This window comes from Haloprofundus halobius (assembly GCF_020097835.1).
In the GTDB taxonomy this organism is placed as follows: domain Archaea; phylum Halobacteriota; class Halobacteria; order Halobacteriales; family Haloferacaceae; genus Haloprofundus; species Haloprofundus halobius.
Genome location: NZ_CP083666.1, coordinates 2833997 through 2854054 on the forward strand (window position 1 = coordinate 2833997; position 20058 = coordinate 2854054).

Genomic DNA, 20058 nt, shown 5'->3' on the forward strand with positions numbered 1-20058 from the left:
CGTGAGCGACGCGACGGCGACCCGAGAAACCGGTTCGGGCGGTGACCCCGGGACGCGAGGGGAGGCCGGGCAGCGACGCGACACGGTCGTCGACTGGCTCGAATCTCGCGCACTAACGCTCGTCGCCGCCGCGACCGGCGTCGTGCTCCTCGTTCTGTTCTACTACCCCGTCGCGACGGTGCTCGTCGAGGCGATCGCCGTCGACGGCGAACTCACGTTCGCGCCGCTCGCGACGGTGCTCACCTCGCGCTTCTACCTCGTCGAGATTATCGGCTTCACCGCGTATCAGGCCGCGTTGTCGACCGTCGCAAGCGTCGCGCTCGGGTTACCGGGCGCGTGGGTGCTGTCGCGCTTCGAGTTCCGGGGACGCGAGACGCTTCGCTCGCTGACGATTCTCCCGTTCGTTCTCCCCTCGATCATGGTCGCCATCGGCTTCGTCGCCACCTTCGGCGCGAACGGGACGCTCAACCGTCTGTTCTCGACGCTCGGACTCGGTTCGGTGAGTCTGCTCTACACGCTTCCCGCCATCATCGTTGCCCACGCGTTCTACAACGCGCCGCTCGTGACGCGGATGACGACGGCGGCGTGGGAGAGCGTCGACGTGCGGAGTGTGGAGACGGCGCGGAGTCTCGGCGCGTCGCCCGCGCGGGCGTTTCTCGACGTGGTTCTTCCCCAGTTGCTCCCGGCGATTCTCGTCTCCGCGACGCTGACGTTCGTCTTCACCTTCGCCTCCTTCCCCATCGTGCTGGCGCTCGGCGGCCTCCAGTACGCGACCGTCGAGGTGTTCGTCTACTACCGCGTCCAGCAACTGGCGTACGCCGACGCCGCGGCGCTGGCTGTCGTCGAGACGGCCGTCTCGCTCGGCCTCACCTACGCCTACCTCCGCTACGAGGCCCGCCAACAGACCGCCGCGTTCGGCGCGGGTGCACGTCCGGCACCGCGAACGCGACTGATTCCGGCGACGCTTCGGGGGTCGTCCGTGAAAGACACGCTCGCGCGACTCGCCGTCCTCGGTTACGGCGTCGTCGTCCTGCTTGTGTTCGTCGCGCCCATCGTCAGCATGGTGCTCGCGAGCGTCACCGCACCCGACGGGTCGCTGACGACGCGCTACTACGAGTTCCTCGTCCAGCGGCAGGCGACGGCGGCGGCGTTTCAGGTGAAACCGCTTCCTGCTGTTCTCAACTCCCTGTTGTTCGGCGTCGGTACGCTGCTTTTGGCACTCCCGATGGGCGTCGTGATGGCGGTGTTGACGACGCGTCGCTACCGCGGTCGGAAGGTGGTCGACGCGCTGGCGATGGCCCCGCTCGCGGTGAGCGGCATCGTCGTCGGTCTCGGTCTCCTTCGAGGCTTGGTGTTCGGCTTCGAGGCGTTCGGCTACCGGTTTACGGTCGCCGGAGCTATCGCCATCGTCGCGGCGCACGCGGTGAGCGCGTATCCCTTCGTGACGCGTAACGTCGCGCCGCTGCTCGGGAATCTGGACCCACGGTTGGTGGAATCCGCGCGGAGCCTCGGCGCGTCGCGGACGCGGGCGCTGTGGGACATCGAACTGCCGCTCGTCGCCGCGGGCGTCGTCGCGGGCGCGGCGTTCGCATTCGCCATCAGCGTCGGCGAGTTCGACGCGACGGTGATTTTGGCCACCGGGTCGAACAGCTATACGATGCCCGTCGCCGTCGAACGCTATCTCGGTCGTCGCCTCGGACCAGCGACCGCGATGGGTTGCATTCTGCTGTTCGTCACCAGCCTCAGTTTCGTCGTCATCGAACGCTTCGGTGGGGGGTCCAGCGGTGTCTGAGATCGACCTACGGGGCGTTCGGAAGACGTACGCCGGGACGACGGCACTCGACGACGTGAGCCTCCGCGTCCGCGACGGCGAGTTCTTCACGCTCGTCGGCCCCTCCGGATGCGGGAAGACGACGACGCTCCGCCTGATCGCGGGGTTCGAGTCGCCGACCGACGGGGCGATTCGGTTCGACGGCGACGACGTCTCGGGCGTGCCGCCCGAAGACCGGAACGTCGGCGTCGTGTTCCAGAACTATGCGCTGTTTCCGCACATGAGCGTCGCCGAGAACGTCGGCTACGGACTCCGGTTCGTCGACGGCGAGCCACGCCGCGAGCGCGAGAAACGGGTCCCGGAACTGCTGGAACTCGTCGACCTCGCGGGGATGGGAGACCGCGATCCGGCGGAACTCTCGGGGGGCCAGCAGCAACGCGTCGCTCTCGCCCGCGCGCTCGCGCCGGGGCCGCGTCTCCTCCTTCTGGACGAACCGATGAGCGCCCTCGACGCACGGCTCCGCGAACGCCTCCGGTTGCAGGTGAAGCGAATCCAGTCGGAGTTGGGCATCACGACGGTGTACGTCACCCACGACCAGGAGGAGGCGCTGGCCGTCTCCGACCGCGTCGCCGTCATGAACGAGGGACGCGTCGAACAGGTCGGCCCGCCGCGCGAGGTCTACGACCGTCCCGCGACGCGGTTCGTCGCGTCGTTCGTCGGCGACAACAACCTGTTCGAAGGAGAACTGGTCGACGCAGTCGAGAGTGAGGCAAGTCCACACGAAACGAAGGGGTCGCGACGGCTTCTCGTGCGCGTCGGTGAGACGGTGTTCGAAGTCGAGGCGACGGCCCCAGCGGAATCGACTCCCGTCGACGCGGCGGCGACCGACTCCCGGTCGGCGCGGTTCGACGGCGGGAGCCTCGCGTTCTGCGTCCGACCCGAGCTGCTGGTGGTCGGTGGGCGCGAGAACCGGTTCACCGCGACGGTGCGGGAGACGGAGTTTCTCGGCGAGACGACGCGCGCCCACCTCGACTGGGACGGCCGAGAGGTGATCGTCCGCGTCTCGGACCCGCCGGCGGCGGGCGAGTCAGTCGCGCTCGGGTTCGATCCGGCGGACGCTCACGTATTCGAGTGCTGAAGCGTATCCGGGGATGAACACTCGGGTAGCGGTGACGGTGAGTCCGACCTTTATTCGGCGCGGCGTGGTTCGTTCCCAGGACCGTTCGGGGTGGTTTCGGGTTTCACGCCTGCGAGGCGTTCGGCCTCGCCTCGAACGACGGAGTACTCTGATGGACGACCACGACCAGCACGACACCGACGCCGCAGCATCGAGAACCGAGCAGTTTCCGGCGGGCGAGCGAACCTCCGTCTGGCTCGATACCTCGCCGACGACGGAGTACGCACCCCTCGACGGCGGCATCGACGTTGACGCCGCCGTCGTCGGCGGCGGCATCGTCGGTGTGACGGCCGCGCTCCAGATCGCGGAGGCGGGACAGGACGTCGCGCTCGTCGAACGCGACCGGATCCTCGCCGGGGTCACCGGAAAGACGACGGCGAAGCTCACCTCCCAGCACGGGATTCTCTACGATACCCTCTCGTCCACCGTCGGCGAGCGGAAGACGCGGCAGTACGCCGAAGCCAACGAGGCCGCCATCGACCACGTAGAGTCGCGCGTCGAAGCGTTGGATATCGACTGTGCGTTCCGACGACTGCCGTCGTACGCCTACGTCAGGTCGTCGGAACGTCGCTCGGAAGTTCGACGGGAGGTGAACACCGCTCGACGGGTAGGGCTTCCGGCCGATTTCGAGGAGTCGGTTCCGGTCGACGACGAAGCGGTCGCCGCCGTTCGCTTCGACGACCAAGCGATGTTCCACCCCCGACGGTATCTGCTGGCGCTGGCCGAGACGTTCCTCGACGCGGGCGGGCGCATCTACGAGGGGACGCGGGCGCTCGACGTAGACGGCGGCGCGCGTCCGGTGGTCGACACGGACCGCGGCGAGATTCTCGCCGACGACATCGTCCTCGCGACCCACTTCCCGGTCCACGACACGGGGGCGTACTTCGCGCGGATGCACCCCAAACGGTCGTACGTCGTCGCCGCGCGCGTCGCCGACCCGCCGGCCGAGGCGATGTACTACTACACCGGCGACCAGTACTTCTCGGTTCGGACCCACGACACCGGCGACGAGGTGTTGACGCTCGTCGGCGGGCAGAACCACAAGACCGGGCAAGGCGGCGATACGAACGAGCGCTACCGGAAGGTCGAGGAGGCGGCGCGCCGCCACTTCGACGTCGAGTCCGTCGAGTACCGCTGGTCGACCCAAGACTACGTTTCGGTCGACAGAGTACCGTACGTGGGCGCGGTACCGTTCTCCGAGAACGTCTACATGGCCAGCGGCTTCGGCGGGTGGGGGATGACGAACGGGACGGCGGCGGGACTGTTGCTCGCGGACCTCGTGCGCGGCGAGGAGAACCCGTACACGGAGGTGTACGACCCGAATCGAGTGACGGTCGACCGCACCTCGATTTCGGAGTTCGCGTCCCAGAACGCGAACGTCGCCAAGGAGTTCGTCGGCGACTGGCTTTCGATGCGGCAGCGCGAGGACCTTCGACGGCTGAATCGGGGCGAGGCGACGGTGCTCCGCGAGCGCACGAAACCGGTCGCCGCCTACCGCGACGACGATGGCGAACTACACACCCATTCCGCTGTCTGCCCGCATTTGGACTGCATCGTCCGCTGGAACGACGCCGAACGGTCGTGGGACTGTCCGTGTCACGGGTCGCGCTTCGGGTACGACGGTCACGTCGTCAACGGCCCGGCCGTCTCGGACCTGCCGACGCGGAATCTCGACGTCGAGTGAGGACGGGCCGGCCGGGAACTCCGTAACTCGTCCGGGTGGGCGAGGACAAAGCGGCCGCGGCCGACGGCGGTCAGGCGACGCGAGCGCCCGACATCGTCGCCTGATACGGCGTTGTACCGGGTTCGATGTAGCCGTTGCCGACGAAGTCGACAACGCCGGAGACGGCGTTGCCGCCGTCACCGAACTGGAGCTGCATCGTCCCCTGAATCAGTTGATAGATGGGCGCGAGGAGCCCGTCGGTCGGCGTCACGCAGTTGAGCAGGCTCGACCGGGCCGCTGGAAGGCCGAAGAAGTTCCCGTCGAGAGTGACGACGAGAACGCCCGCCGCCTCGTCGGCGTCGACGAACGCGACGTCCAGCGCCGCAATCTCCGGCGCTGGCGTCGTGTCGATACCGACCGCCTGGTGGACCGCCGTGTTCGTCCCGAACCAGATAGCGCCCGCTTCCGGAGCGCCCGGCGGATTGCCCGAGAACAGCCCGACGTCTCGGGCGTTGATTCCGTTCTGGAACGTCACGCCCTAAGGGTCGAACGGCGGAAACAAGGACAACTGCGCCGTCCGGGCGAACGGGCCGTACTTCGTCGCTCCCTGCATCGTGACCTCGTAGAGCGCCGTCGGCGGGATGACTCCCGTCTGTGCGGCGCTTCGCCCCGTGAGGCTGACACCGAGAATCGCACCGAGGGCGGTTTTCAGATACGTTCGCCGATTCAGAGACGGAGACACGACTGCCTTCGTCGAACTACTGTGTGACATCTTCGCACCTCGTATTGAAGTGACGCCGTGTCATCACATCATTATTATTCTTATCTGACAAGGTTGTCGCAGAGGAGTGTCAGTATTTCCGTCGGAGACGACGGTCGATTGCGGTTACCAGCGTCGGCCGGGGCGAAGAAGCGGTGTTGACCGGGTGAAATAGACGAATCGAAGCTGCCGAATCCCCTGGGTGGGCGGCGATGTCGACGCCTCGGTTACGGCACCACACCGACGGTCAGCAGCGTCCCGAACGTCCGGTAGCGTTCGACCATCGCCTCGCGGCTCTCCCAGTTTTCGGTCGGGAACTCCTCGGCCGGCGGAATGTCGATGTCGAGGTCCGGCACGTTGTCCTGCTCGGCGACGTGGAACCCGGCGTTCCGGAACGCCTCGCGGTACTCGCTTCGATCCCAGCGGGTCATCTCGACGCTGATTGACTCCTGCCACTCGTGGCTGTGGACGTTCTCCTCGTAGTAGTTGACCGCGCAGTAGAACGTCCCGCCCGGGCGGAGGACGCGTGCGAGTTCCGAGAGCGTGTGCTCGGGGTCGGCGGCGTAGTAGAACGCCTCCATCGAGAAGGCGTGGTCGACCGAGTCGTCGGCGAACGGCAGGTCGTCGAAGTCGGCGACGACGAAGCCGACGCTCGGGTCGTCGGTGTAGCTCCGGGCGTTGCGCGCCATCTCGGGCGAGCCGTCGAGTCCGTAGGCGCGACCTGCGTCCTTCGTCTCGCGAAGTGCGCGCAGCGCGTAGCCGCTTCCGGTTCCGAGGTCGAGAACGGTGTCGCCCGCTTCGACCGGCAACCGCGCGAGCACGTGTTTCGCGGTGTGCCAGTGTCGGTCCTCCATTCCCTTGTCGCGGCCGTCGGCCGCCCACGCGTCGAACTCCTCGCGAACGCTCATGGCGGTACGTCGGTCGGGGCGAGTAAAGTCGGTTCGGAGTCGAGGCGCGGCCGGAGTCTGCTCGCCGGGCCGGACGAACGCGTGACGTTTACGTTCGGCCGCTACGACGGAGCGCCATGGTTCGCGTCGGACGGCATCGGCGGTTCAAATTGACCGACATCGCACAGCAGGTCGTCGGCGGGTTTCTGCTCGCCGGACCGTTCGTCGTCACCGACGAGGTCTGGGCGCTCGCCGTCGGCATGGCGTGGTATCAGGCGATGTTGACCGTCGGGATGGTGCTCGCCATCGGTTACGGGACGCTGTACAAAGCCGACGACGACCGCGACCCCGACCGCGAAGCGGAAGTGGGCGGCATTCCGCTGCGGTTCGTCTCGCTCATCCTCGTCGCGTACCTCTCGGTGTTCATCCTCGCGCTGTCGTTCGACGCCCCGGCGACGCTCATCCCGAACCACGTCGACGCCGCCGAAATCACGTTCCGAACGCAAGTGTACGTCACGCTGAAGGCGACGAGCATCGGCGCGGTGTTCAGCGTCATCGGCGCGGCGACGGCCGACAGCGTGTTCTGAGGGCCGTCCAGTAGAAGCGGTGGTTTCCGCGATGGAGTCGAGCGCCGAAGCGCCGGCCCGCATTGTTAAGTCAGTTCGGTTGGTCTCTCCGATATGGATTACAGCCTCGCCATCGAAAACGCTCCAGACACCGTTCCTGCGGGGACTGGCCTGCTTCTTCTGCATCCGAGCATCGGCGAGACCGACCGTATCGACACCGACTTTCTGAAGACCGACACCGACTACTTCCTCGTCATCTCGACGCGGACGACCGCCCGCGAGGTCGAGCAGAAACTCGAACACTACGACGTCGACGAGGCCCGTGCGGTCATCCTCGACACGCTCTCGGTCGAACGCGGCTACTCGCGACGAAAGTCCGACCACGTCCACTACGTCTCCTCGCCGGACGACCTCGACGGCATCGTCGCCCAGACCCGCGAGTTCCTCGAAAATCATCCCGGAAAGCTGCGGGTGAGCGTCGATTCGCTCACCGAGATGGCGTACTACGCCGACGAGGAGGCCGTCTACGAGGCGACGAAGCAACTACTCGGCCTCCTGGCGGAGAACGACGCCGTTGGCATCTTCCACCTCTCGAAAGAGGTCCACGACGAAGACGTACAGGAGCGGTTCCGGGCGCTGTTTACGGGCGTCGTCGACCTCGCGGAAGACGGCAGCGTCAGTTACGAACAGCGGTGACAGAAACCGTCGAGACGCTCGCTCACTCGCGAAGTTTCGTGAATGTTTTCTCGGCCCAGCGAACCGCGTAGGCTGCCCCGTGGTCGCGGTACGCCGTCGTGTCCAACGCCGCGAACGGCGGCGGAAGCTCGATAGCGTGTTTCAACCCCGAACACGCCAGTTCCGTGGCGTCGACGAACGACGTCTCGCCGCGAGCGACTTCGCCCGGCAGCCCATCGATGCGGCCTTCGAGCCGAGTTCCAGCGTCGAGCCACGCGTCGTACAGTCCGGGGTAGTCGTCGGTCCAGTCGGCGAATACCTCGCGCGTCTGGACGCCGACCCAGCCGTCGAACAGCGCAGTTGCGATCTGGTAGAGCTCCGCGGGCGACAGCGACACCGCCGCGTCCAGGTCACGGTAGCGCTCGCCGAAAAAGGGGAGGAACTGTTCGGGCACGCCGAGATGGATCTGGACGAACGCCTCCGCGAAGAGGAAGTCGAGAAACGCTTCGGGTGTTCCTTCGGCGCGTTTTTTCGCGATGACCGTCGGCGGGGTCGTCTGTCGCGTCCAGACGACGGTGCCGTCGCCGGGCATCCCGATAGTGAACGTACCGCCCGCGTATCGCTGGAGCAACACGGGCGAGTCCTCGGGGAGCCACTCGTCGGGGTACGCCGCCGGGTCCAGCGAGTCGACGAGCAGACCGAGGTCTTCGGCGGCCGCGGGCGGAATCGTCTCGAAGTCCGCGTCGGCGTCGACGACGAGCGTCTCTGGGGCGTACTCGTCTCTGACCGCTCGAAGCTCGCCGTTGAGCTGTCGCGTTTGGAACATCGTTCGGTGGTCGTCGCGTCAGCCGAAGACGGTGAACGCGAGGATACTCACGCCGAGTACGACCGAGATGCCAACGGTGCCGAGAACGATTTTCGTCGCCGTGCTCATGGCGATAGGGTGTCTCCCCGGGCGCTTAAAACGTGTTGAAAGGACGCGGCCCGTCGAGTAACGTCGCGTCCTGCGTCGGGACGATGCCCGGAGCGCGAACCGCGGAGGGCGTCGTTTCCGGTGGAGTAACCGAGCGAAACGTGATGTGTCGCCGTTCTCAGGGGAGTTGCAGGCGAAACAGAGGGGGTTGAGCGAGAAGGAAGAGAACACGCTGGGCGGTAGTGAGCCGAGTAGTGACGAGAAGCGCCATCAGACGAGATGATGGCGGTGAGCGTTCCGAGAGACGAGACGACGGGGAGGAAGTTGAGCAGACGAAACGGGGGAAGGAAGTTGGAGCAGTAAAACGGCGGGGAGAAGGATGGAACAGACGAAACGGCGGTATGTGGAGCCGTTCGCTCGCGGGCGGCGCGTTTTCGCCGGTGAGCCGCGGGAGAACGAGGCGTTACAGGACGGAACTACTGGTCGTCACGGTTCCACGTCTCGGGAACTTCGATGACGTAGTGACCGTCTTCCTGCAGCGAGATGATGTACGAGTCGCGGTCGTACAGTTCCATCAGATTGAGTTCGTACTGCCCCGGGCTGACGATTTTGATACTCTCGAACTGCTCGTTGAGTTCTTCGCGAAGCGTCGAGAGGTTCGGCTTCCCGTCGGCTTCGTCGGCCGACTGCGGCTGTGAGCTGTCGGCGGGAGCCGCACGAGAGATTTCGTCCGGGCTGACCGTTCCGCTCCGGGCGTTCGCCTGCGCGCGGTCTTCACGATTCTCGGCCGTCGGATTCTCACGACCCTCCGACGGCGCCTCGTCTGAGGACGGGGACCGACCGCGCCGCGGTGATGCGTCGGCGGAGCGCCGTGGTTCGACGGTCACGTCCGACTCGTTGGGACTGCGCGACCCGCTGGAAGCGCTCGGTTCGACCGAACCGGGCGACTGACGGCGGTCGGCCGGTTCCCGGGCCGTCGACGGCCACGGCTTCGGCGAATCCGAACTCGACTCGTCGCCGCCAGAGTGCTCCTGACCGGGCCACGGCCGTCTCGTCTCCGAGTTCGAGCCTCCGGCGTCCGTGTTCGTCGACCGCGACTCCGTGCCCGAGGCAGACGACCGAGTGGTCGAGTTCCGATCGGCGTTCGACTGTGTTCTGTCGGCGGCGGCGCTCGTCGCTCCGCCCGACTCGTCGGGCGTCGGCGGCGTCGACGAGTTCGACGAGCCCGACGACGAGGGACGGAACTGGAACTTGTTGCCGCCGCAGCTCGGGCAGCCCGAGAGCATCTCCTTGGAGCCGTCTGCGAACGTCTCGCCGCAGTTCGTACACTCGTGCGGCATACGAACTACTTCCGTGAGATGAGCGCGCTGATGAGCGTCTCGTCCTTGTGGAGCGTCTCTATCTGGTTCGCCGGGCCGATGACGGTGAGCTTCTTCGTCGAGTCGCGCCCCATCAGTTTGCCGAGGAACCCGCTGTCGCTGCTCTTGTGCGGGTACGTCTCGATCTCGATGCCGCTGAAGTTGTCGGGGCTTATCTCGGTCATCGTCACCTCGATGAGCTTCGACTCCTCGTCGGGCGAGAGCCCGTCCTCGAGGATGACGATCTTCCCGTCGCGGACGCTGTCGAGGATGAGGCGGATCTTCTCCATGCTCCGCATGTTCTCCATCCGCGCGCCGCTGATGAGGTCGATCTGGATGCCGTCGTGGTCGCCGCGTCTTACTTCGGGCATGAGTTCACCCGAAGTACTCCGCGATTTTGTCGTACACTTCGTCCATGTTCTCGCCCTCGAGCGCCGACAGCGGCACCGTCTCGTGCTGCGGGAAGGCGTTGGCAATCTGTTTGACGTTCGAGTCTTCGAGGTCGGTCTTGTTCGCGAAGATGAGCACCGGTAGCTCACGGCTCTCGATGATGCCGATGAGCATCGTGTTGACCTGCGTGAACGGGTCCTCGGCGCTGTCGAGCACGTAGATGACGCCGTCGACGTCCTCGCGAAGCCAATGCATCGCCTCGGCGACGCCCTCGGTGGCCTCTCGGGAGCGGCGGACCGCGTCGTCCTTATCGATGTCGTGGTCGAGGAACTCCTTGTAGTCGACTTTCGTCGTCACGCCGGGCGTGTCGACGATGTCGATGGTGACCGCGCGGCCGTTGCGCTCGATCTGTACGTTCTCTTTTCGTCGGGCGCGACGCGTCTCGTGGGGGATGTGGCTCTCGGGGCCGATAGCGTCACCGGTCCAGTCGCGGGCGATACGGTTTGCGAGGGTCGTCTTTCCGGCGTTCGGCGGTCCGTAGATGCCGATCCGTTTCGGCTCCGAAGCCGAAAACAGCCGGTCGGTGACCCGTGATATGCTGTCTCTGAGTTCTGTGAGCAGTCCCATCCTAGGCTCCTGCACCTCCGAATACCGCTCGTGGAGGGGCGTGTGCGGGTAGAACATTCCCGGGGTAACTTAAGTACTGCGTCAGACAACGGTCACATTATCCGTACAGTAGTTGCAAACGAAGACGGATTAGTTCTCGTGCAAGCGAAGGTGAATTGTTTCTCGCGCGTGCGTTGTGGACTGGAGACTACATCGACGTTAGGGGGAGTTGCACCACATCGATGTTAGGGAGAGTTTCGTCCCCTTCTCGGCGGATCTCGCTCAGCGTCTCTTGGCCGATTTCACACAGTATTTCTCGGAGTTCATCGATGTCTGTCGGCGTTCGTTAACGCTTGCATTTCACGAACTGTGGGAAGAGTATGCACACTAGTCTCCGTCTATTCCCCGGTGAGTCTCGTCAGCTATCATCGACCGTGTTTGGTGAAAACGAATGACCCGTGTGAGCTTATCACACCCTGCCGTAACCCCCCACCCCTTCGTTTCGAGTGGAAACCGGACACGAGAGGGAGCGAATTTACGCGAGTCAAGGATGTGAGTCGGATTGTAATTATATGAAAGGTGTTATACAGACAAACTAAATAGGGATTAGATGAGATAAACCGTCCACTTACCACTACGGACCGAGTACGATTGCAATATACATAAAACCCGCCCATTTACTAATCCTCGTGTGCCCCCGCCCCCTTTTGATGTCGTTCCACTCGAAACGAAGGGGTGGGAGGGGTGGCTCTCTTTCGACCGTCCGCTGCCGGTTCCCTAATTCCTCTACTCACTCGCTGAAACGGAGGATACCCTGACATCCCACGTCTCGGCACGACGGTTGGTGCGTCTCCAGTCGAAACGGAGGAGTTCCGTTATGGGCTGTTTTCATCACGTAGAGAATATAGAACAGATATATACAGCCCGGCTATAAGGTGTTTAGGGCTCTGTGTGCCCCTGAAGTTGGTACATTCACCTCTGTGACGGTGTCGACGCTCCCCGACGTCGCCCGAGACGACGGTCGTCTCGTTCACGCGGGCTCGACTCCACACCACTCGAAGGCTTCGGCTCCGCACACGCTTCGAATCCCGTCGCGAGCGACGACTCGGCTGCGGCAGCGGCGTCCGTGAATCGACGGATACGAACGTACAGAGGACGTACTGCACCGAACTCGTCACGAAGCGGTAACTTTTTTGTTCCTCCTCTTCATTCGTTTCTTCTGCATCACCTGGACGCGCTGCGACGGCCGATGGGTTCGAAATCGCGTTCTCATCGGTTGTACACCTGTATCTGCGTAGTCGCCGCTGCGATTCCAATCGAAACGAAGGGGACTCACGATGACCGAAGACGACTCACACTCCGACGACGGCGAACGCGCCGACTCAGCATCGGAGCAACGACGACACGCTGGCGGGGAAGAGACGCACGAACCGAGTACTGACGCCGAGACGGCCGATCAGACCCCCTCGAGCGGCGACTCCACTGGCGACGAGCGGGACCTCGATTTCGACGGCGGCGACCCCACCGAAGGTGAAGTCGGTTCCACGAGAAGCGAAGGCGACCGGTCCGACGAGTCCACTCGCGCGGCTTCACAGTCGGCCGAAACGACGAAACCGTCGCGTGCGCTGAGCGATGTCGCGCTCGACGGCGACGAGAGCGGCCGCGGCCTGTTCGACGACCTGCTCTCCGGGGAACCGATCTTCGAGAACAAGGAGGTGCTCCGTCCCTCCTACACTCCACACGAACTCCCCCACCGTACCGACCAGATTAACCAGATGGCGACGATTCTCGTCTCCGCTCTACGAGGGGAGACGCCGTCGAACATCCTCATCTACGGGAAGACCGGCACCGGAAAGACCGCGAGTGCCAAGTTCGTCAGCCAAGAACTAGAGCGCACCTCCCAGAAGTACGACGTTCCCTGCGAGGTCGAGTACATCAACTGCGAGGTGACCGACACCCAGTACCGCGTCCTCGCACAGCTCGCCAACAAGTTCATCGACAAGAACCACGCGGTCATCGACGAGCGACTCCGCTCACTCGAAACACTGGTCGGACACGCGCGCGAAGACGAGAGTGTTCTCTCGGAGACCGAGTTCGACACCGTCGCCGACGCAGACGCCCGAATCTCGGAGCTCGAACGCGACCGAGAGGAGATGGAGACCGTTCCGATGACGGGGTGGCCGACCGACCGCGTCTACTCGACCTTTTTCGACGCCGTCGACTACAACGAGCGCGTCGTCGTCATCATGCTCGACGAGATCGACAAACTCGTCGAGAAATCCGGCGACGACACGCTGTACAACCTCTCGCGGATGAACTCGGAGTTGGACAACTCGCGCATCTCCATCATGGGCATCTCCAACGACCTGAAGTTCACCGACTTCCTCGACCCGCGGGTCAAATCCTCGCTCGGCGAGGAGGAGATCGTCTTCCCGCCGTACGACGCCAACCAACTCCGCGACATCCTCCAGCACCGCGCTGACGTGGCGTTCAAGAGCCACGCGCTCTCCGAACACGTCATTCCCCTCTGTGCTGCGTTCGCCGCGCAGGAACACGGTGACGCCCGCCGCGCGCTCGACCTTCTCCGGACGGCGGGCGAACTCGCCGAACGCAGCCAGGCCGACGACGTCACGGAGTCGCACGTCCGGCAAGCACAGGACAAAATCGAACTCGACCGTGTCGTCGAAGTCGTCCGGACGCTCCCGACGCAGAGCAAAATCGTCCTCTTCTCCATCATCCTCCTCGAGAAGAACGGCGTCCATAACATCAACACCGGCGAGGTGTTCAACATCTACAAACGCCTCTGCGAGGAAATCGACGCCGACATCCTCACACAGCGCCGCGTCACCGACCTCATCAGCGAACTCGACATGCTCGGTATCGTCAACGCCGTCGTCGTCTCGAAAGGCCGGTACGGTCGCACGAAGGAGATCAGCCTCTCGGTGCCTATCGACGAAACCGAGGCCGTTCTCCTCTCGGACTCCCGACTCGGCGACATCGAGAACGCCCAACCGTTCGTGCAGGCGCGATTCGACAACTGAGACCATCCGAACCCCATCGTTTCGACTCCAACTGTCCACCTATCGCGCCCACCATCTATTTTGAGCGGTAGTTCAGTTGCAGTTGAAATGTCGGTGTGTCACACACCACGTTCCGTCTGAGAGACTCGGCTATGCGAGTGTCGCTACGGGCGGTTCGCGGGCCGCCGAACTTGCGCTTCGACCGCTGGGAACTGTGCTCGGCGAACTCGAAACAACCCCGTTCGGTTCGAGCGAGCGCGACGGAGCGGTTGTCGGCGACACGTCATCGAGCGGTGACACGGCGTCCTCGAAGACGACGGTGGTCACAGACGGGCCGGCGTCCGTCGACGCGGGCGTCGTACTCGCGAAGGCGAGGCGGACCCACCCGAGATACGGAACGCGGACCCGTGCGACGCCCGTTATCCACTCGTCTTTGACGGGTTCGCTGATGCTGCTCGTCTGGTCGTACGTCGGGTTGTTGTCACCCTTCGTGATGTAGGCGTCGTACGGCGCGGGACAGAACTGCAGTTCTTCACAGCTGTCGGCGTTGATGTAGTCGGGATTCGCCTTGTCGTACCAGTTTTCGCCCGCCTCGACCCGAAACATCGCCCGGTGGATTATTGGTGGTCCCGAGGTGTTGGGGTTGTCGTAGACGATAACCGACCCATACGAGCCGAGCGACCGGTAGTCGGAGGCCTCACCCTCGGTGTACGTTACGACGCCCGAGTCGCCGCCGGCCTCGGGTGCGAACCGTCCGGGTTCGGTGATGAGAATGAGGTCGCCTTTCTGCATGTGCGGTTCCATACTTCCGCTCTCGACGGCGACCATTGGCGGCCAGACTCCGGCGACGACGAACAGCAGCACGCCGATGGCGACGACGACACCGGCGCTGCTCAACACCTCGCGGAGGAACATGAACGGGCCGTCGTCGTCGTGAAGAAATCTGTCGACGACGCCGTCGTCGTGGTCACGTTCGGAGGTGGTGGTAGCGCCCCCGCCGGTCGATTCAGAACTATCGGAGGGCGGGCGGCTATCTCCGGCACTCATTGCCCGTGGCTTCGGACCGTCCGCGTTTCAACTTTCTGGAGCGGTCGCTGGCGTCGGTCACCCGTCTCCGGCACGCTTTTCTTCCGACCTGCTCATCACAACCTGTGCCGCTGGAGACGCCGTCACGCATCGTCAAAGCGCTCGCCAGCCGCGGCTACAACGCCGAGCGAGAGGCTGTGACGTTACTGGCCAGCGCAGCGAACCCGGCCGAAGCGATGGAACGCGCCGTCGACGAAGCTCCCGACGACGCGCTCAGGCTCACCGTCGACCACGTCAGGGCGGTCCTCGACGGCGGGTCGAACGCGGCCGATGCCCCGACGAAGCCGACGGGGGCAGGACTAGCCGACTCGGTGGCGCCGCCGAACCAGACTGCCGACGCTGCCGACGCCGCCAACGCTGCCGACGCCGCCGACGCCGCCGACCCGTCCGTTTCTACTGGGTCGTCGACGGAGAACTCGCAGACTGCAGCCCCGTCTCCAGTAGAAACCGGGGGGTCGACACGTGACGCGAAGGTGACGCCCGACGAATCGACGACACTCGACGGGTCGCCGACCCGGCCGTCCGGTGCGGCGACCGACTCGTCGCACACCCGCGACCCCTCGAAGCGGTCGCTCGACATCGCCAACGACATGACCGGGGCGAGCACCGGAACCGGCGAATACAAGCAGTTCGTCACGACGTTCCGGGACCGCTACGACCGCCTTTCGAAACTCCTTCGCGGACGCGTCAACCACCGCCCGACGAAGGCTATCGGCGACATGGTCGGCGGGAGCGAAGTCGACCTTATCGGCCTCGTCAACGACGTTCGTTCGACGGCGAGCGGCCATTGGCTCGTCGAACTGGAGGACACTACGGGGACGTTCCCCTGCCTCGTGATGAAGGACAAAGGGATCGCCGAGAACGTCGCCGAACTCCTGATGGACGAGTGCGTCGCCATTCAGGGGACGCTCTCGGACGACTCGGGCATCGTCTTCGTCGACACGCTGCATTTCCCGGACGTGCCGCGGACGTTCAAACCGAAGACGGCCGACAGACACGTCCAAGCGGCGCTCATCTCCGACGTCCACGTCGGTAGCCAGGAGTTCATGGCCGACGCGTGGCACTCCTTCACCGACTGGCTTCACACCCCCGAAGCCGACCCCGTCGAATACCTGCTCATCGCGGGCGACATGGTCGAAGGCGTCGGCGTCTATCCGAATCAGGACGAAGAACTCGACGTGGTCGACATCTACGACCAGTACGAGCGGTTCTCGGAGTATCTGAAGGAGGTGCCCGGCGACACCGAGATCGTCATGATTCCGGGTAACCACGACGCGGTCCGCCTCGCGGAACCCCAACCCGGTTTCGACGAGGAACTCCGCGACATCATGACCGCCCACGACGCCCGCATCACCTCGAATCCCTCGACGGTTACAATCGAAAACGTCTCGGTACTGATGTACCACGGCGTCTCGCTCGACGAGGTCATCGCCGAACTCCCCGCTGAGAAGGCGAGCTACGACGAACCCCACAAGGCGATGTACCAACTTTTGAAAAAGCGCCACGTCGCGCCGCAGTACGGCGGCCACATGCGCCTCGCACCCGAGGAGCGCGACTACCTCGTCATCGACGACGTCCCCGAGGTGTTCCACACCGGCCACGTCCACAAACTCGGCTGGGGGAAATACCACAACGTGCTGGCCGTCAACTCGGGTTGCTGGCAGGAACAGACGGATTTCCAGAAGAGCGTCAACATCGATCCTGATTCCGGCTACGCGCCGATTCTCGACCTCGACACGCTGGATATGACGGTGAGAAAGTTCACCTGAGGCTTTTGCGCTGCGGGCTGGCGAAGCCAACCCTCGGCAAAAGCTTCACCAAAAGCCTCCTCCCTCACTTCAGCGCGCTCTGCGCGCTTCCGCTCGGTCGTCGGCCGAAAATCGCTCCGCGATTTTCGAGCAATACAGACACGAATACCGCACGGAGACTCTCCCGACTACGAATACTCGACGGTTATCGACGCTCCAGTATCGATGGCTCTGTTGAACCCCTCTTGATTCGACATTTTCCCCGCTGAAATCGTTAGGCGGGTGTACGTACCGAACCACTGGAGGATGCCTATCGTGACTGGAAGCTGGTGAAACGTCATCTGTCGCTACTGACCAGTAAAGTTAGATGACCAGTATTTTATCAGATATACTGGCACGTATCGCTATCCGATGGAAGACGGTCAATCGAACGCAGATGAATCGGAGTATCCGAGTCTTCGCCGACTGCAACGAGCGATCCGACTTGTCCTAGGTGTGGTCTCTGTCGGCGAGGCACTGGTCGTTGGGCTTACTCCTGGTGGGTGGGACATCATAAGTGGACTGTTCATGGCGCCAAGGGGATTCTCGGTCTGAAGTTTCCGTATAGGGCGTCTCGATGTATCCTCCGGCTCGCCTCTACGCGGGAGTTCCCGACCCTCGTAGCAGCGTCGCCACGTCGACCGAGAACGCCGACTGTCGACCGACAACGCCGAACGAATCCACCCACGGTCCCTCGCCGGACTCGAACCTGAGATCGGAAACGGCTCCGAATACGTCGCCGAACGCGCTGCTCACCGCGTCAGCATCCGAGAGACACACTATCACGTTTTCAAGACGTGCTTCGCTGGCTGAACCCAGCGCCGCGACGATATCGCTGGACGAGTCGTGAATCTCGACGCGGAAGCCCCACGGCGTCATGACGAACGTGCGGCGCTCGTTCGGTCGAACGGACCATCCCCGAGACTCCGCCCGCTCACAGACATCTTCGGTACTGCGGACGAAGAGTCCAAGATGGTCGAAGTGCGGGCGTCGACCCGGCGCGAGGGTGATGTCCACGGCTCCGTGTCGGTGGACCTGTAGCTTCGGTCGGAACCTGTCGGGCGCTGGCTTCTCCGGTGTGAGTGAGACACTCTCACCGCCGACGCTCCCGAACCGTCGGTGGAGTGACACCCCCAGTTGCCCGAGGCGTTCGGCGGCGTCATCGACGTTCGGCGTATTGAAGTGCAGATGAAACAGAGACGGGGGACTCATATCCGACAAGTGACGTGCTTCGGTCATAGCGGTGTCGACTCGATGATACGACGGTGAGCTACGAATACGTGACCTTCGAACCTCTGAGCCCACCGTACGACGGCGTAGTTGTGGTTCGCTACTCGAGACACTCTCGGCGGCAGGCGCGGACTACATCCACACCACCGAAGGCGATGGCTTCGCGCCTGCCTTCGGCGACGAGACTCCGACGCTCGCAGACGTCGCCGTCGAACACGCCGACGTGCCCGTCGGCGACGAGGAACTACCTGACTCCGACGCCGTCTCCGCGAACGCCGACGACTAATCGGCGGGCCGAAGTCGGTACCGGACGGTTCGCTGGCCGTCGAACACCGGCCCCGACTTCTCCTCCTCGAAGCCGACGCGCTCTGCGGCGTCGCGGAGTTCGTCGTCGTCGGCCCCGACGAGTAGCTTCGTCTCCATCCGCTCGGCCCGGGCGAACCGGAGCGGTTCTTCGAGCAGGCGCTCGACCGCGTCGGCGGTTCCGCCGAACTGCGTGACGTGAACCGTTCGGTCCCTCGCGTCGTAGCTGACGAAGCCGACGACTGACGCTTCGGTCGTCGCGTCCGGTCGGTCGAGGTCGTTCGCGTCGTGCGCGGCGTCGGCGTCCTCGTTCGGCCCCGTCTCGGTGCGCGCTTCGATGGCGACGTGGACGGTCCGGTCGTGGACGAGGTTTCGCATCACGTCGGTCGGCGCGTCGGCGATACCGGCGAGGGCGTCGGCGTCGGCCTCCACCGCGTCGCGTATCTCCATACCGCAGGTTCCGCGGCGTCGCGCTTAAGCCCGTGGGTATCTCTCGCATGCCTCCGTCGACATCGCCGCAGCCTGTGCCTGCGGGACCGGCAACCGTTGGGAGAGTGAACACAGTTATGCGTGCTCCACCGCTATCGCTCCCCATGTCTGAGCACCACGGTACCGACCGCCCACGAGAGGTGACGCTCGTATGCGAGTAGTCGCAAAGTTCGGCGGCACGAGTCTCGGTAGCGGCGACCGCATCAACCGCGCCGCCGACTCCGTCGCCGCGGCCGTCGAGGAGGGTCACGAGATCGCCGTCGTCGCCAGCGCGATGGGCAACACGACCGACGACTTGCTGGACGAGATTCAGTTCGAAGCCGACGACCGCGACCGCGCCGAAATCGTCAGCATGGGCGAACGGACGAGCGTCCGGATGCTGAAGGCCGCCCTGTCGGCCCGCGGGGTCGACGCGCTGTTCGTCGAACCCGGTAGCGAGGAGTGGCCCATCGTCACGAACGACCTCGGCGAAGTCGACGTCGAGGAGACGAAACGCCGTGCGGCCGACCTCGCTCGAGAACTCGACGGCGTCGTCCCGGTCATCACCGGCTTTCTCGCCCAGAACCTCGACGGCGAGATAACGACGCTCGGCCGCGGCGGCAGCGACACCAGCGCCGTCATGCTCGGCAAGTACATGGACGCCGACGAGGTCGTCATCGTCACCGACGTCGAGGGCGTCATGACCGGCGACCCCCGCGTCGTCGAGGGCGCGCGAAACGTCGGCCGCATCACGGTCGACGAACTCCGGAACCTCTCGTTCCGCGGCGCGGAAGTCGTCGCGCCGAGCGCGCTCAGCTACAAAGACGACCACCTCGCGGTTCGAGTCGTCCACTACCAACACGGCGACTTGTTAACTGGCGGCACCCAGATCGAGGGACAGTTCCGCAACCTCATCGACCTCCAGGAGACGCAGTTGGCCTGTCTCACCGTCGCCGGCCGCGCGATTCGCAACCGGCCGGGCATCCTCGCGGACCTCTCGGAGTCGCTGCGGGAGTCCGACATCAACATCGAAGCCGTCGCCAGCGGGATGGATTCGGTCACCTTCTACGTCGCAACCGAGGTGGCCGAGGAGGCCGAGAGCCTACTGCACGACGCCGTCGTCGCCGACCAGTCGCTCTCCAGCGTTACTGTCGACGAGGCCATCGCCGTCATCCGTATCACCGGCGGCGAACTCCCGAACCAACCGGGCATCATCCGCGGCATCGTCTCGCCGCTGGCCGAGGCGGGCATCAACATCCACGACCTCATCACGAGCGCCACCTCCGTCGCCGTCTTCGTCGACTGGGAGGACCGCGAACGGACGCTCGAAATCGTCCAGCAGGGTCTGTAACGCGACTGGACCGGGCCCGAACACGTTCGCGACCCGAACTGCATCGT

Annotated in this window: 19 protein-coding genes; 8 read left to right on the forward strand and 11 right to left on the reverse strand. The window is 64.4% G+C overall.

Annotated features, from left to right (window positions below):
• The first annotated feature begins 1 nt into the window (after position 1).
• From LAQ74_RS15025 to LAQ74_RS15035, 3 genes are all read left to right on the forward strand, one after another.
• Positions 2–1792: an ABC transporter permease gene (locus LAQ74_RS15025; protein WP_224333337.1), complete on the forward strand. Its 1791-nt coding sequence runs from the start codon at positions 2–4 to the stop codon at positions 1790–1792.
• A complete protein-coding gene (locus LAQ74_RS15030) occupies positions 1785–2909 on the forward strand; it encodes an ABC transporter ATP-binding protein (RefSeq protein WP_224333338.1) in 1125 nt (374 codons plus the stop codon). Before LAQ74_RS15025 ends, LAQ74_RS15030 begins: the two co-directional genes overlap by 8 nt.
• Positions 2910–3060: 151 nt before the next feature.
• A complete protein-coding gene (locus LAQ74_RS15035) occupies positions 3061–4632 on the forward strand; it encodes an FAD-dependent oxidoreductase (protein ID WP_224333339.1) in 1572 nt (523 codons plus the stop codon).
• Positions 4633–4702: 70 nt separating this feature from the next.
• Here the strand turns inward: LAQ74_RS15035 and LAQ74_RS15040 are convergent, their stop codons facing one another.
• From LAQ74_RS15040 to LAQ74_RS15050, 3 genes are all read right to left on the reverse strand, one after another.
• A complete protein-coding gene (locus LAQ74_RS15040; protein WP_224333340.1) occupies positions 4703–5146 on the reverse strand; it encodes a hypothetical protein in 444 nt (147 codons plus the stop codon).
• Between the two features lie 3 nt (positions 5147–5149).
• Positions 5150–5383 carry a hypothetical protein gene (locus LAQ74_RS15045; RefSeq protein WP_224333341.1) on the reverse strand — a complete coding sequence of 78 codons (234 nt, stop codon included), beginning with the start codon at positions 5381–5383 and terminating at the stop codon, positions 5150–5152.
• Between the two features lie 215 nt (positions 5384–5598).
• Positions 5599–6279 (reverse strand): class I SAM-dependent methyltransferase, encoded by a 681-nt coding sequence (locus tag LAQ74_RS15050; protein WP_224333342.1) that lies wholly within the window; start codon positions 6277–6279, stop codon positions 5599–5601.
• 116 nt (positions 6280–6395) lie between these two features.
• Between LAQ74_RS15050 and LAQ74_RS15055 the strand changes: the two genes are divergently transcribed.
• Both LAQ74_RS15055 and LAQ74_RS15060 read left to right on the forward strand, forming a co-directional pair.
• Positions 6396–6845 (forward strand): DUF2391 family protein, encoded by a 450-nt coding sequence (locus LAQ74_RS15055; RefSeq protein WP_224333343.1) that lies wholly within the window; start codon positions 6396–6398, stop codon positions 6843–6845.
• Between the two features lie 93 nt (positions 6846–6938).
• Positions 6939–7520, forward strand: coding sequence for a DUF7090 family protein (locus tag LAQ74_RS15060; RefSeq protein WP_224333344.1), 582 nt, complete (start codon positions 6939–6941; stop codon positions 7518–7520).
• A 22-nt stretch (positions 7521–7542) separates the two neighbouring features.
• Here the strand turns inward: LAQ74_RS15060 and LAQ74_RS15065 are convergent, their stop codons facing one another.
• The 5 genes from LAQ74_RS15065 to LAQ74_RS15080 form a co-directional block, all read right to left on the reverse strand.
• Entirely contained in the window at positions 7543–8325 is a 783-nt protein-coding gene (locus tag LAQ74_RS15065) for a DUF7089 family protein (RefSeq protein WP_224333345.1), read from the reverse strand.
• A gap of 18 nt (positions 8326–8343) precedes the next feature.
• Positions 8344–8433 carry a hypothetical protein gene (locus LAQ74_RS20660; RefSeq protein WP_425498495.1) on the reverse strand — a complete coding sequence of 30 codons (90 nt, stop codon included), beginning with the start codon at positions 8431–8433 and terminating at the stop codon, positions 8344–8346.
• Positions 8434–8888: 455 nt separating this feature from the next.
• Positions 8889–9752: an OapC/ArvC family zinc-ribbon domain-containing protein gene (locus LAQ74_RS15070; RefSeq protein WP_224333346.1), complete on the reverse strand. Its 864-nt coding sequence runs from the start codon at positions 9750–9752 to the stop codon at positions 8889–8891.
• A gap of 5 nt (positions 9753–9757) precedes the next feature.
• Complete coding sequence (locus tag LAQ74_RS15075; RefSeq protein ID WP_117593780.1) at positions 9758–10141, reverse strand: DUF2073 domain-containing protein; 384 nt, start codon at positions 10139–10141, stop codon at positions 9758–9760.
• 4 nt (positions 10142–10145) lie between these two features.
• Positions 10146–10787 (reverse strand): Era-like GTP-binding protein, encoded by a 642-nt coding sequence (locus LAQ74_RS15080; protein WP_224333347.1) that lies wholly within the window; start codon positions 10785–10787, stop codon positions 10146–10148.
• 1316 nt (positions 10788–12103) lie between these two features.
• Between LAQ74_RS15080 and LAQ74_RS15085 the strand changes: the two genes are divergently transcribed.
• Positions 12104–13807, forward strand: a complete 1704-nt coding sequence (locus LAQ74_RS15085; RefSeq protein WP_224333348.1) for an AAA family ATPase — start codon at positions 12104–12106, stop codon at positions 13805–13807.
• Between the two features lie 129 nt (positions 13808–13936).
• Here LAQ74_RS15085 and LAQ74_RS15090 read toward each other — a convergent pair whose 3' ends face one another.
• Positions 13937–14833, reverse strand: a complete 897-nt coding sequence (locus tag LAQ74_RS15090; protein WP_224333349.1) for a S24/S26 family peptidase — start codon at positions 14831–14833, stop codon at positions 13937–13939.
• A 104-nt stretch (positions 14834–14937) separates the two neighbouring features.
• Here LAQ74_RS15090 and LAQ74_RS15095 point away from each other — a divergent pair, with 104 nt between their 5' ends.
• Complete coding sequence (locus LAQ74_RS15095) at positions 14938–16641, forward strand: DNA-directed DNA polymerase II small subunit (RefSeq protein WP_224333350.1); 1704 nt, start codon at positions 14938–14940, stop codon at positions 16639–16641.
• Positions 16642–17256: 615 nt separating this feature from the next.
• Here LAQ74_RS15095 and LAQ74_RS15100 read toward each other — a convergent pair.
• Positions 17257–17871 (reverse strand): hypothetical protein, encoded by a 615-nt coding sequence (locus tag LAQ74_RS15100; protein ID WP_224333351.1) that lies wholly within the window; start codon positions 17869–17871, stop codon positions 17257–17259.
• A 300-nt stretch (positions 17872–18171) separates the two neighbouring features.
• Complete coding sequence (locus LAQ74_RS15105) at positions 18172–18642, reverse strand: hypothetical protein (RefSeq protein WP_224333352.1); 471 nt, start codon at positions 18640–18642, stop codon at positions 18172–18174.
• A 190-nt stretch (positions 18643–18832) separates the two neighbouring features.
• Here LAQ74_RS15105 and LAQ74_RS15110 point away from each other — a divergent pair, with 190 nt between their 5' ends.
• Positions 18833–20011: an aspartate kinase gene (locus LAQ74_RS15110; RefSeq protein ID WP_224333353.1), complete on the forward strand. Its 1179-nt coding sequence runs from the start codon at positions 18833–18835 to the stop codon at positions 20009–20011.
• The last annotated feature ends 47 nt before the right edge of the window (positions 20012–20058 follow it).

Coding starts and splice junctions, on each gene's coding strand:
- LAQ74_RS15035 (WP_224333339.1), top strand. CDS start 3,061: ATGGACGACCACGACCAGCACGACACCGACGCCGCAGCATCGAGAACC.
- LAQ74_RS15065 (WP_224333345.1), bottom strand. CDS start 8,325: ATGTTCCAAACGCGACAGCTCAACGGCGAGCTTCGAGCGGTCAGAGAC.
- LAQ74_RS15045 (WP_224333341.1), bottom strand. CDS start 5,383: ATGTCACACAGTAGTTCGACGAAGGCAGTCGTGTCTCCGTCTCTGAAT.
- LAQ74_RS15105 (WP_224333352.1), bottom strand. CDS start 18,642: ATGGAGATACGCGACGCGGTGGAGGCCGACGCCGACGCCCTCGCCGGT.
- LAQ74_RS15075 (WP_117593780.1), bottom strand. CDS start 10,141: ATGCCCGAAGTAAGACGCGGCGACCACGACGGCATCCAGATCGACCTC.
- LAQ74_RS15110 (WP_224333353.1), top strand. CDS start 18,833: ATGCGAGTAGTCGCAAAGTTCGGCGGCACGAGTCTCGGTAGCGGCGAC.
- LAQ74_RS15060 (WP_224333344.1), top strand. CDS start 6,939: ATGGATTACAGCCTCGCCATCGAAAACGCTCCAGACACCGTTCCTGCG.
- LAQ74_RS15100 (WP_224333351.1), bottom strand. CDS start 17,871: ATGAGTCCCCCGTCTCTGTTTCATCTGCACTTCAATACGCCGAACGTC.
- LAQ74_RS15070 (WP_224333346.1), bottom strand. CDS start 9,752: ATGCCGCACGAGTGTACGAACTGCGGCGAGACGTTCGCAGACGGCTCC.
- LAQ74_RS15050 (WP_224333342.1), bottom strand. CDS start 6,279: ATGAGCGTTCGCGAGGAGTTCGACGCGTGGGCGGCCGACGGCCGCGAC.
- LAQ74_RS15055 (WP_224333343.1), top strand. CDS start 6,396: ATGGTTCGCGTCGGACGGCATCGGCGGTTCAAATTGACCGACATCGCA.
- LAQ74_RS15090 (WP_224333349.1), bottom strand. CDS start 14,833: ATGAGTGCCGGAGATAGCCGCCCGCCCTCCGATAGTTCTGAATCGACC.
- LAQ74_RS15080 (WP_224333347.1), bottom strand. CDS start 10,787: ATGGGACTGCTCACAGAACTCAGAGACAGCATATCACGGGTCACCGAC.
- LAQ74_RS20660 (WP_425498495.1), bottom strand. CDS start 8,433: ATGAGCACGGCGACGAAAATCGTTCTCGGCACCGTTGGCATCTCGGTC.
- LAQ74_RS15085 (WP_224333348.1), top strand. CDS start 12,104: ATGACCGAAGACGACTCACACTCCGACGACGGCGAACGCGCCGACTCA.